This window comes from Paeniglutamicibacter antarcticus (genome assembly GCF_039544305.1).
Classification (GTDB): domain Bacteria; phylum Actinomycetota; class Actinomycetes; order Actinomycetales; family Micrococcaceae; genus Paeniglutamicibacter; species Paeniglutamicibacter antarcticus_C.
On sequence record NZ_BAABLK010000029.1, the window covers coordinates 55,801 to 69,189 of the forward strand.

Consider the following 13,389-nt stretch of genomic DNA (forward strand, 5'->3'; position numbering starts at 1 on the left):
GATTCCACCGTTTGCAGCGCTTTTTGCTAGTTTCGGTCTGCCGAACAATTTAGAGCAACCTGAAGTTGTTGCTTTACAAGAACTTGACAATGTTTCACGTGAAACGATTCCACCCGCAACGCATATCCCGGATGAGATCAAAACTGTGGAAATAAAGGCTTCCGATGGAGGGGACACAGTAGTGGCGAAGGAACCTACGGCGGCGCGAAATGTTTTCGACACCAGCGACGATAGTTCTCCGCTGGCCAGCCAACTCGCAAGTGAACACAAAAGGCGAGAGAAGTTGAGTGGCAGGAAACTACCGAAACCGGACATCACCCGCTATATGACGGTCAGTAACCAAAAAGGCGGTGTTGGTAAAACTACCACCACCGTCAACATTGCTGCCGCGTTGGCCATCGCCGGCCTAAACGTACTGGTGATTGATATCGACCCTCAGGGAAATGCCTCAACTGCATTGGGAATTGAGCATCATGCGGATGTTGACAGTATTTACGATGTCCTTATCAACGACATGGCGTTGTCTGATGTTGTTGCGGAATGCCCAGACATAGACAATCTTACGGTCGCTCCGGCGACGATCCATCTTGCAGGTGCAGAAATCGAACTTGTTTCGTTGGTCGCGCGGGAACAACGACTTCGCAGGGCGCTTGAGGAATATGCCAAGTATCGTGAAGCGAACGACATGGATCGCCTCGACTATGTATTTATTGATTGCCCGCCGAGCCTTGGCCTATTGACGGTCAACGCCTTCGTTGCCGCCCAGGAAGTCTTAATTCCGATACAGTGCGAGTACTATGCTCTGGAAGGGTTAAGCCAGCTTCTCAAGAACATCGAGATGATCCAAAAACATCTCAACTCGGACCTTTCGGTCTCAACGATACTTTTGACCATGTATGACGGACGTACAAACCTAGCCGCACAGGTTGCGAGCGAAGTACGTGAGCATTTCCCGGATCAGGTTCTTAGGGCTGTGATTCCGCGTAGCGTGCGGATCTCGGAAGCTCCAAGCTATCAACAAACCGTGATCACCTATGATTCCAGCTCCACGGGTGCTCTTTCGTATCTAGAGGCTGCAGCCGAAATCGCCGAGCGTGGCAAAAGCTAGTCGTTCGAGATTCGTCCTTATCGTTCATTCAGGGCAACGAAAATAATCATTCTGCCGACCAAATGACAAATTATCATTCTTAAACGGTTGCATATAATCTCCACAAGACTCACACAGATTCTCTGGTTCAGCGTTATGTCACCTGAACGGCAGTCAGGCCCTACGGAGCGGTCTCGACCAACCGGGGCCACACCCGTGAGCCGGGTCCTTATGTTTTGCGAACCAGACAGTAGAATTGCCTTGGGTCAAGGTAGAAACGGTGTCGAAAGGGAGTAGCATCCAATGTCGGAAAAACGACGTGGTTTAGGACGAGGTCTCGGTGCATTGATTTCGAGCAGCCCTGTCGTGGAGACTGAGGAAGAAACTCCGGGAAATGTTTCACGTGGAACAACGGAGTCCGAAACTTCAAAAAATGTGAAATTGTCGGAACAGAGTGTTCCAAAACGACAGACGACAGGTTTTACACCTAGTGCGAAAACCGCCCGGCCCGTCGATATGTTCTTTGTTCCTGGAAAAACCGAAGCAGATGCAGCTGCCGAGAAAACCACGCCTGCTTCCGTTCCATCGACCGCAGCCAAAAAACGTCGGGCCCAGATGCCTGGTTTGATCGCCTCATCGGGGCGAGCTGGATCAAATGACTCGGCGGAACCAGATATTAGCGAACTTGTGGATGTACCGGGTGCTAGTTTTGCGGAGATCGGTGTGGATAAAATTCACCCGAACCGAAAGCAACCGCGTTCATACTTCGACGAAGAGCATATGGACGAGCTTGTGCACTCCATTCGTGAAGTGGGCCTGTTGCAGCCAATCGTGGTACGTCCATCACGTGAAAGCAATAAGGAAACGTACGAAATAGTCATGGGTGAGCGTCGCTGGCGAGCTACCCAAGCGGCGGGATTGACGACAATTCCCGCGATTATTCGCCAAACTGAAGATGACGCCCTTCTCCGCGATGCTCTGCTGGAAAACCTCCACAGGTCGGAGTTGAACCCTCTTGAAGAGGCCGCTGCCTATCAACAGCTGCTCAGTGAATTCAATTGTACGCAAGAAGTTCTGTCGGATAGGATCGGCCGTTCACGTTCTCAAATCTCCAACACCATTCGCCTCATGAAGTTGCCGGCTCTCGTACAGCGTAGGGTGGCTGTCGGAGTGATAACGGCGGGGCACGCCCGTGCGCTCCTAGGGCTTTCCGATTCGGCTGCCATTGAACAGTTGGCACAGCGCGTCGTAAGCGAGGGTATGTCCGTTCGGGCCACTGAAGAAGCTGTGGCCCTAAGCGATGACCAGCAGAACCGCCGAAAGCCAAGTGCACCTAAACAGACACAACGGCATGAGCGCCTGGATTTTCTGGCTTCGTCACTGTCTGACCGTCTAGATACCAACGTAAAGATTTCTCTCGGGGCCCGCAAAGGCCGTGTAAGCATTGAGTTCGCCAGCGTGGACGACCTCAATCGCATAATGGGTGTCCTATCTCCGGAAGGGGAAACCAGGTAGTTGCTGCCTTCTTAGAGTGGAGTGTTTCACGTGAAACACTCCACTTTTTTGTGATGTGTACCCATCCGAGATATCGGGGGGAACGGGCATCTCCCGCGGGTGGGACACGAGCTGGTTCATGGTGTCGTAGGTACGGTATCCGAAGATTTGTGTAGATCTCTTATTGCTCGAGCGTGTCCATGTCATGCGAGGAACGGAAAGCGTAGTTGTTCTCCCTGCCTTCGCTATGAGCGTTAGGAGGCTTTCAGTGGCCTCCTAGAGCGTCCGGCTGGTCATTGACGCACTCGTTAGTCTAATCGTCGCCTCTGTGGCCGTAGCGGCCTCGTGCTAGCGTTCCACGAGTCCCCTCCAAGCGGTTGAGAAACTGCCAATGCTCCGGGTCTTTGACCCTGGCCGATCCGTCTCGTGCTATACATTGTTGGATCCATCCAGAAACCTTGATTAACCGAAGTAGACACGTTGCGCCAGACTCCGTGCCGGATCGTCAGTACGGGTATGCATCGGGCGCAGGCCTCCAGCGCCGAGGGGCCGTTGGGGGATTGATCTGCCGCGGTCGGTAATTAGGAATCACCCACAGTCTCTAGGACCTATCGGGATTCGTGTTTGAAAGCTCTACAACCCCTGACGAACCGGTGAGAGGGCCAACATGAATATTTGACTGTTTGGGGCCAGCAATATTGCGCGTGGGGACCACCGCAGAAAAACACGAATATTGTCCGTGGGAGCCACCAATGGCATTGCCGGGAGCCGCTTTGCCGGCGGGGTGGTGGGTGCCGCGACGTGAGTTGGTCCTGCCGGCGATAGTGGAGCCATTGCCCAGGCACCCTGCCGGGAAGCGTCTCCGCAAGCGGCGCGCGCCCAGGGAACACCGCTGCGGCCCGGCCCTGCGTGTTCTGCACGCGGTGTCTGCAGAAGTGTCCGCACCGGCGGCCACGCAGAGGATGTTCATGGACCGCTACGCCCACCACACCATCCGGCTCTGAGACGGAAGGAACACGTGACACGAGAGGAACAGCGCCGTTCAGAATCAGGTGGAACCCGCTGGAAGCCGGTGGCTCCCACCCCCGGATTTACTGGCCCCCAACGGCAATATCACTGGTCCCCAACGGCAATAATGGGTGGTCCCCAAAGCGTCGAATACTCATGCAGCAAAATATTGAGCACGGAACCGTAATGGGTTTGTGATCATTGACCGGGAGACTGGTTTCATCTTGGAACCCGCGCAAGATAGATGCCTGCTACGCAACCATCCATAACGGGGGAGAAAGAACTGACATTCCAATGAGCAAACCGCCACGGCAATGTCCATGCACGAGGGTTAGATCGGATCGGAACAGTAGATACATGTGCAGGGTGGACCACCGGTTGTACTTTAGAGGAGCGCCAGTGGCTTCGAGGTGATCCGAGTATTCTAAGCTTCGGTGGCCACCGGTACTGTCTTTGGGGAACAGTACGTCCCCGCGTGGGGGCCACAGGCCGCCACGCGGGTTCCACCTGATTTGGGACGGAGCCGATCTTTCCGTAGACACCGCATGCAGGACACACAGGGCCGGGCCGCGACAGCGTTCCGCGGGTGTAAGCCGCTTACGGAGACGCTTCCCGGCAGGGTCGCCGGGTAGTGGCCGCGGTATCGTCGGAAGGATGGAGTGCGCCGTGGAATTCCCGTCGTTGGCAGCGCCCGGCAGCCTGCAGGGCAACCGGACCGGCCCTGCTCAGGTCGCGGCTCCCAGCATCCCACCGGCTAAGAGGCTCCTGGTAATGCCACTTGTGGCTCCCATGGACAATATTCGCGCTTTCTCCGGGGTGGCCCCCACTCGGAATATTGATGGCCCCCAAACAGTCAGATATTCAAATGAGAGTATTTAGGCTGGGGGTCATCCAGTATTTCTTTCGGGAGCCACCGATATTCCCGTTCGGGGCCAGCAGCTCCGATCTTGGAATCCAATGGTCGTCATCGTGGGTCCTGACCAGTCGACTTCGATGGCCATCGAAGTCGTGTGCTCCTCTGCCGGAGGATGAGTTGGTTTCCAGCACGTGTCGGTGGTAAGTTCCGCATAACCGGTCGCATCCCTTGACGAGGTGTGCCGGCCGATCTTCGCGTTGAGGTGTTCGCCGTGTTGCAGCTACAGGGTGACGTCGACTCTTGCCAGTTGCTGGTGTACCGGGGCTCAGTCGGGTTGGTTGAATACGCTTCGATGCTCACCGCGCTTATAAAAGAAAAACTTATATACTTCGTTTTCTACGTTTTCGTCAGGTCTCAGCCGATGTTGAGTCGGTCTACAGCGTCGAGAACGTCTGCGACGCTTTCACTGTATATATCTTGCGACGTCGAGATCGTCCTGCCGGATAACGCATGGGAACGCAGCTTGGGGACAAGCTTCGTCTGCATTTTCCTACGATTGAAAATGCTCCCTCTGCCATATGCCGTGACGTGGTGAAAAGTGCATATTTGGTGGTCCCCATGAGCACTATGGGTGGCCCCAAACAAACAAGTATTCAAGCAATCACCATTCATTAGGAGCGGTACCCAAAGCTAATGCTGGCGGGTCAGCGATACAGAATTATGCAGTGGCTCGATAGAAGCATCATGTTGCTTTCCAGAGGCTCGAATAGAAGTACTCCACCGTCAAGACGTAGATTCTTCACGTGAGACCCACGAGGATCCAGGGACTTAGGATGAAGAGCATCATGCCGCATCCAGTCATAGGAATCGAACCTTCGGTTCGCCGGATGTGCCTTAATGAATCGATTGGGCGTTGGCTTATGTAGCTGGGCACGCGACCGCCAACATGTCAGAATCGGCAATAGTATGAATCGCACGTCCCACATGTTCTCCACCGTCGTTGGAATCGTTGAACGTTGGTGAAGGTATGTTTCACGTGAAACACGGCCGAATAGTTTGGCGAAGGAAGATTCCCGGAAATAACGAAACCTTCGATCGCCGAGCTCATGTCCTGCCTAGGCAATCGATGCAGTCTGACCGCAACTACTCGACCTTTTACCACTGGAATAGTCCGAAATGATCTTATGGGCACCTCATGCGCAACCACCGCACTAGGGGCATCATGTGATTCTGAAATCGCCGATAAGTGAGCTGAGTTGATTCCTGCATACAAGTTCACGCGCAGAGGTGGCGAGGAGCGCCTACAGCACGGACGCTTTGAGGACGACAGCCCATCAAACCTTTTCTGGTATGGATGCACCCAGGAATACCTTTCACTTGCATTGGACCTGTCACACGTGAAGAACCGATTCACACCCGAGGTAGAAGCGAATTCGCCCACAGTCCACGCAACGTGCCTACAGTGGACTCCCACCCCGAGATGTAGCTGCATGAGGAAAGCATTGAATGCGTTGAAAACTGCTTAGTCGCGTCAGCACACCACAGCAAATTCTCGATATGCAAAGACGCGCCACCCTTTGCATACTCTGGAGTTAACTTGTTCACCTGACCATTGGCAATGCTGACTAAACGATAGGACTGTTCGGTTTGGCGGTGCGCGATGAAGGGCGTTCATGGACTGATTGGTTATTTGGTTCCACGGGAGTTTCTTGCGGAATGCCGTTAAAGACCGACCTTCGACGCTATGGAGTACCTATGCGCCCGAATCCTGAACAGTGGTGCACTACTCTGCGCCTTTACCCGCATGGGCTAAGTAGTGTCAACTCTCAGGAACAACACGTGAGCAGTTTAATGATTAAGGAAACATTTTATGTTTGTTTTGAAATAGAAGATACATGTCGAGCCTCCTGAAAGGTCGATGGAGGTGGAATCATTGCTGTCGAACGTAGCTTCGGACAGGTTCCCTGAATTCGCATATGGCCGGACCCGATCATACTGGGACTAGAGTCTCGAATGCCTCGAATTCGGGATCCAGGTGCGCAGATAAGCCTGGAGCGAAGCATCGTGCTGAGTGTTGTCAGTCGATTTCACTCAGATTGCGGCCGTTCTGTCCTTTGCGGGGATGTAACTCATTGGGTTCTTAGAAGCCATCCATGCCCTACTTTCGATCCACGATAGTGTTTGTCAACGATGATCACGCCGTGGTCAGGTGTGTTGTAAATAGTATGCAGGCATGCGGAACGGATCAACAGGATGGAGGGACCAAATACTGAGTAGTGATCGAAGGCTTGGGGAGTCGGGTTTCACACCTTGCAACCGGCACCGGATCCGAACGCCATATTGCGATACGAATGGCGTCCAGAGAATGGAACTTTTATCGATGCCTTAACAGAAATCCTTGCTAATGCTTCGAATTCAGATGTCCGAGCCTCCCCGGTGTGCCCTTTGTATCAAGATCGAAGAAGGTAGGTGCACATATCTGCAGTCATGAATCGACGGCGCAGAATCTGTGAGCAGTGGGGAGAGGGGCCCACATCGCTGCTCGTTTCATGCGCACCAAATATGCGATCCCAACTCACGGGCAACTGTGGCTGATTCAGCATTTGGTGTTGAAGAAGTCAATTCAGTGAGTGCCCTCACGCCACTTTATTGTTCCAAACGACCAACAGTGTCATTTGGCTTAAAGCTGGAGCGAGGCTGGTGATGTTTCACGTGAAACACCACCAGCACCAAACAGTAGCGGAGATTTTGTGCACGTTCATTGGTCTCGGGAATATGCCTGATGTTGGACAATGTTTCACGTGGAACACGGACTTATGAAAGCGCAGAAACTTGCGCTGAACACACAGGAGCGCGAAGAGGAAACAGCTGCGCTAATGGGCCAACGCTTGGAATCGTTTCGACGCGACGCGTAATCCAAGGCCGGCATAGGTAAAGCCTTGTCGCCATTTGGAATATTGATCTGAGCTAGAGAAACAGTCCGAAATGGGAAGAATCGAGAATACGATCGGTTTGGAGGAACTGATTGCGACACCTACGACGATGCGCATTGCTAATGGGAGCGTGGTGGCCGCGATGGCTCGTTTACGGTCCACGGTCCAGCCTACTGATCATTGACTAATGCCGAGGTAATCGTATGAGTCCTGGATCGGAAGCAACGCATAAGCAGCCTCAGAAATGAGTGAGTGATGGCTGGCCATCACCCCTTCGCAAGTGGCGCAAAAGCCACACTAAAGAAGAGTAAGTATTCTATGCTTTGGGGACCACCCGTTATTGCCGTTCGGGGCCACTGATATTGCCGTTGGGGACCGGCACCTCCCTGCGTGGCAGCCACAGGCCTTGAGCGGGTTCCACCTGATTTGGGTGGGAGCTGATCCTCTAACGTCACGTGTGTTTTCCCGCTCAGGGTCCGGTGGTGTGGTGGATGTCCAGGTGCATTTCCATGACCGTCCTCTGCATGGACACAGAAGTCAACCCTTCTGCAGACGCCGCGTGCAGGACACGCAGGGCCGGGCCGTCTACGGAGACGCTTTCCGGCAGAGTCGCCGGTATCGTCTGCAGGATGGACTCCGCCGTGCACTTACCCTTCGTTGGCAGTGCCCGGCAGCCTGCAGGGGCGACCGGTCCGGACCGGCCCTGGTCAGAGCGCGGCACCCAGCACAGTGCCGGCAAGGTGGGTCCCAGCAATGCCACTGGTGGCTCCCACGGAGAGTATTCGCGTTTTCCCGCGGTGGTCCCCACTCGCAATATCACTTGCCCCCAAACAGTCAAATATTCAACGAGGGGGTGGAGAGAGGAGGGTCAGGCAGCGTCGCCACGCAACTCACATACGGCGACGGTGTCACCGCCTGGCCCCAAGCGAGGACTTGGAAGTCTACAAGGACATCTACCGTGTACTCCCGGTTGAAAGAGAGGCCTTCTGCCACGCTATAAGTCACATCAACGGAGAACATTCCCCGGTTCAGATTCTAACCAGCGCCGTACCAAGAGCTGCTGACGGTCGTCAAGCACCGCTTAGACCACATTGCGGCGACAAGGTGGGCTTTCTTCCGGCCCCAACAGTCGTACCCCAATGCGCTCGCGACTAAGAATGCGCTTTGGGGCGGGCGTTCCATACTAAGTGGTATTGACCGACTGCGGGACGATTGGCAAGAAGAGAGTGTGGCACCGTCGACAACAAGAGGAAGACACATTGATGCTCGGGGCTTGAACGATGAGCGGCGCCACTGGGTTGTCGCCGACGTGTTCCTGTCTACGGAGGAAATAGGCGTTGGAAGTAGGCCCGGTGACAGCATTGCCCCGGGGGGCAGCTAGGCGGCTCTTAGGAGGACGGCATTGGTGACCACTGTTCACGATGAAGTAGGAGCAGGGCCCATTTCCTCTAATACTCTGGCTTGCGGTGGACCGGATTTAAATCTTTGTCATCGGTGAAGAGACCCATCACGAGAATACGACGAGAATCTACGCGCGGGACAGAGAAAATACTTTGAGACCCTTCAACGGAACGTACAGCATGCATTGATGGGGAAACCCGGAAGCGAATGCCTCGTCGTCAGGCAACGCGACTACTCACGGTCATCCACTGCGACGCGTAACAGCCGTGCTGCTTGGACCAGCCTCACGCTAAGTGGTGTTGGAGCTGTTCCATTCCATGGTGGCGCTGATGGTCACCTAGTGGATTGATTCGTCGACTCCCGCCTCTCTGGTGGTCGAGGGTGGGCGTTGTCGAGCCTGGTCATTCGCTGTGTCCGATGAACCACGGAGGTGTATGCAGGAGCTCAGCGGTGAAGCGCGCGATCGACTTGTGTCCCTTCTCTAGCAGTCAGGTTGATGACAGCATGGTGGAAAAATTCTGTTAGGCGGGTGGCACGAAAGTATCCGCTGGGCCAGATGAATGCCGACGATAGCAAATATCCGCTCACCGAAATCCTGAGCCTTTGCCCTGCCACGGCCCTCGAGTAGGAGGGGCCGGTGGATTGAACGGATTCTCGGCGTGGTGGTAGCTCACGTCGGGAGCGTTCGATGGCTGCGTTGCCACGAATCCAGACTTTCCCCCTCGCTGGAATATAGATTCCAGGGATGGTCGTCTTTCCGCATGAAACGACTTCCCAGTTCTTGAGACATTTCAACCCAGTCCTAAGATCTGTGATTTGTGTATAAAACAAGGTTAATTTGTTGTTTTTATATAAGGATATTCACAGATGTCATCTTTTCATCCGATTCGGCACTCCTAAGCGAAGACTAGGCAGGATACACGGATATCCCGCAGAAGTCGGGGATGGGAAACGTAAAGCCAGGGTGCTGCTGCAATCGAGTTTGGAGCGGTGGCTAGCTTCCAGGGCCCTTAAGAACCGCGGCGGTCTTCGTTTCATGAAAGTGGGTGAAAGAGAATCCGAGAACCCCCTACCAATAGCGGGAGAGTGGCCGACGTACCGGAGACTAGAGCCCTCTGCGCAACCAGAGGTCGAAAAAAGTACGGAGACGCTTCGATCGTCCTATGGTCTGCCACCAGAGAATGTCATCACCATGGAAAGAAGTGGACATGCCTCGGGGCTCTTGTGTTCGTCAGGCTCGATTGAGCTCATATCGGGCGCATCGTCGATTATATCCGGCTGAGCCCGGATTCAAAAGCTTGTGCTGGGCGACGCGCAATACTTGCATCCTTGGCGTTTTCCTATTCTGGCAGTCAGCATGCTGCAAGTGGTTCCCAGACAAAAAACATGAAAACCGGAGTTCGATGAGAACGAGAAAAGGATTCGGTACATTCACCTTATGAATGCAAATGAACCGAATCCTTTCAAGGTGTCGCGAGCTTTAGAGGTAAGCTGCGAATTCCTTTTCCAAAACCGGCTTCGGCTTGGCACCGATGGAGGTCGCAACATGCTCGCCACCCTTGAATACGTACACGGCCGGGATGCTCGTGATGCCATATTTTGCGGCGATGGCAGGATTGTCGTCAACGTTGATTTTCACTACGTCTACCTTCTCGGCATGCTCGGCAGCAATCTGCTCGAGAATCGGCGTCAACTGTCGGCAGGGGCCGCACCATTCGGCCCAAAAGTCGACAATGACAGGCTTTGAGGCTTCGAGGACCTCTGCCTGGAAAGTTGCATCGGTTACGTCTTTGGTCTGGCTCATGGCCTGCCACCTTTCGTTATGGATCTTTCCCAGAGTTTGGGAATGGGACTAGTTGGAGACTGAAACTGCTGTCACGGAAGCAGCGGCTTCGACGTCGGCGAGATAGTGCTCCACATCGAGGGCGGCAGCACATCCTGACCCGGCGGCGGTGATGGCCTGACGGTATGAAGCATCGATGACGTCACCAGCAGCAAAGACGCCCGGCAGGCTGGTCTTTGACGTGCGACCATCGACGGCTATGGTGCCTTCGGACGTCATCTCCAGAACGTCCTTGACCAGATCTGTGCGGGGATCGTTGCCGATGGCTACGAAGATGCCGGTGACGGCCACTTCCTGCTCCGCACCGGTTTTCAGGTTGCGCAGGTTCATTCCCGCGACCTTATCGGCACCGGAAATACCAATGACCTCAGAGTCCCAGATGAATTCGATCTTCGGGTGTGCCAGTGCTCGGTCGGCCATGATCCGTGAAGCACGCAAGGCATCGCGGCGGTGTACCACGGTGACCTTGGATGCGAACTTGGTCAGGAACAGGGCTTCTTCCATGGCGGAGTCGCCGCCGCCGATTACGGCAATTTCCTGGTCGCGGAAGAAGAAACCGTCGCAAGTCGCGCACCAGGAGACACCGTGTCCCGCTAGGCGCTTCTCGTCCGGCAATCCGAGCTCGCGGTAGGCGGAACCCGTGGACAGGATCACGGCATGGGCACGGTAGGTGGTCCCATCGCCCAACGTCACGACCTTTACGTCACTGGAAAGCTCAACGGCGGTTACATCGTCGAAAAGGATCTCCGCACCGAAGCGCTCAGCCTGCTTCTGCATGCTGTCCATGAGGTCGGGACCCATGATTCCTTCCGGAAAGCCCGGGAAATTCTCTACGTCGGTGGTGTTCATGAGTTCACCGCCAGCCGTCACTGAACCAGCAATAACCAGCGGGTGCAGGTCGGCACGCGCCGCATAGATGGCTGAGGTGTAGCCAGCTGGGCCGGAACCAATGATGATGACGTTGCGGACGACGTCTTGTGCTTCTGTGGCCACGGTTGGGTGAACCTTTCATAAATGCGGTCTTGTTTTAAACACACCGCTGGGCGGAGGGACTATGCGGCATAACAGCAAAGGCCTTGCTGATATTCCCGACGTGGTGGATCTAGGAGACGCGGAACTCGCCGATCTGAAGTCCGTAGGGTCGTGAGGCATTGGCTCCGGAAGAGAGACGAGGTAGTTCGGTGACGTTCAGAAAAACGTATTTTGCTTTGGTATCAGCGCCGTCTTCGCCGCTAACTGGCACTGTCACGGTTGGACCCGTGAACGATCCGCTGGAAACGACCTTCGCGGATGAAAGGTCATCGGTCTCGCCGATTCGGATCTCGAAAGAGCCCCCGCTACCGTTGAGGCCTTCGAGCTTGACCTCGGAGACATCGGATAGTTCCTTCAGCTCAGCAATGAATATCATGTTGGACGCAAGCCCGCCGAAGCTTGGTGTCGTGTAGGAGTATGACTTGTAGAGGCTCGCGGGGTTGCCGTCGATGGCCTTGGAGAGCGTGCCGTCGGTATCCGCGTTGAGGTCTTGGCTTCCAGGGACCATGCGTTTGAGGTCTACGACCTTGGGCTTGACGGCCTTCTCGGGGCTTGGCGGCTCTGAAGCCTCCTCGGTGCTCTTGCCGGACTCCGAGGCACTTGGTGCCACGGATTCGGTAGCTACGGGGACCTGCTTGTTGTTGCCCAGGGTGTTATAGGCGAAGACGACGGCCAGAACCAGCACAGCGCAAAGCAAGGCGCCGACCAGCAAACGAGTGGTCTTCTTTCCGCCGTCTCCGGCTTCTTCTTCATCTTCGTCATAGTCGTTTGGTGGTTTCGAATATGACTGGGCCGCGGCGGGGAAGCTGGCGGGCACACGCTGGCCGGATTCATCTACCGTGACTCCACGGGACTTCTGTGCCGCAGCAAGGGCGGTTGCAGATGTCACCGGGGGCTCCTCGCCATTGTCTGCAGGATCCATCCGAGTGACCTTGGGCGTTGGCTTTGCTGTTGGCGGCACCGGAGGCTTCACGGGTTCTGCCGGGGATTTGGCTGGCGGCGTTGGCTCTACTGCCGGGGAGGGGACAACCGGTGCCGTGGTTACCGGCGATGGCACGGAAGGTGACGACACCGCAGGGGATGGTGAGGAGACCGCGGGAGCCTGCTCGGTGCTTGATCCCACCGTGGTTGCCGGCGCGACCGGAACAGACAGCGGGGCAATCTGCTTACCCCGCTTAAAGCGACCCTTGAAGCTGTTCAACTTCTCGTTGAGGCTGATTTCCGGAAGCCTGTCCAGCATGGCAGGACGATGTTCCTCCTGGCTTCGCTGGTCTTCGTAGTATTCGGCATCGTCTTCGTAGCTGGCCGGCTCGTTTGAGCGGGACACACCAAAGATTTCCGTGCCCAGGGTATCGGTGTAGAACGGTTCGACATACGGAGCATCGGACTGAACCACCAAGTCGAGGAGATCGGCAGGTTCCGCCAGGTTGGTGACCAAGTAGGTGCTGCCGTCGGAGATTCCGAGGTCCAGGACCTGTACCGCGGCGTAGCGTTCGCCGGTGGCAATTTCGCGCGCGCTCGTGGCCAATTGCGAGGCATTGGCCGTGGAACCGACAAGAATGCTCACCGAACGGTTGAGCACCTGATCGATGCCACTGAGTACCTGGTCCCCGTCTGCCGAGATCAAAACCGATTCGGTGACCTGGTAACGGCCACCAAGTACGGCGCCAGCGTCGATGGGCTGCGACACGATTTACTCCCGGGATTACTTTGCGTTGCCGGCACCCTCGTGGGT

5 protein-coding genes are annotated in these 13,389 nt (G+C 55.3%); 2 read left to right on the forward strand and 3 right to left on the reverse strand.

What is annotated here, in order from left to right; translation table 11 throughout:
- Positions 1 to 181: 181 nt before the first annotated feature.
- Positions 182 to 1,108 (forward strand): ParA family protein, encoded by a 927-nt coding sequence (locus ABEA12_RS10480; protein ID WP_425571770.1) that lies wholly within the window; start codon positions 182 to 184, stop codon positions 1,106 to 1,108.
- Positions 1,109 to 1,390: 282 nt separating this feature from the next.
- Positions 1,391 to 2,602 carry a ParB/RepB/Spo0J family partition protein gene (locus tag ABEA12_RS10485; protein ID WP_210102306.1) on the forward strand — a complete coding sequence of 404 codons (1,212 nt, stop codon included), beginning with the start codon at positions 1,391 to 1,393 and terminating at the stop codon, positions 2,600 to 2,602.
- 7,657 nt (positions 2,603 to 10,259) lie between these two features.
- Here ABEA12_RS10485 and trxA read toward each other — a convergent pair.
- The 3 genes from trxA to ABEA12_RS10500 form a co-directional block, all read right to left on the reverse strand.
- Positions 10,260 to 10,607, reverse strand: coding sequence for a thioredoxin (gene trxA, locus ABEA12_RS10490; protein ID WP_345468057.1), 348 nt, complete (start codon positions 10,605 to 10,607; stop codon positions 10,260 to 10,262).
- A 24-nt stretch (positions 10,608 to 10,631) separates the two neighbouring features.
- Positions 10,632 to 11,615, reverse strand: coding sequence for a thioredoxin-disulfide reductase (gene trxB, locus ABEA12_RS10495; RefSeq protein WP_210102308.1), 984 nt, complete (start codon positions 11,613 to 11,615; stop codon positions 10,632 to 10,634).
- Positions 11,616 to 11,724: 109 nt separating this feature from the next.
- Positions 11,725 to 13,344, reverse strand: coding sequence for a hypothetical protein (locus ABEA12_RS10500; RefSeq protein WP_210102309.1), 1,620 nt, complete (start codon positions 13,342 to 13,344; stop codon positions 11,725 to 11,727).
- Positions 13,345 to 13,389 lie beyond the last annotated feature (45 nt).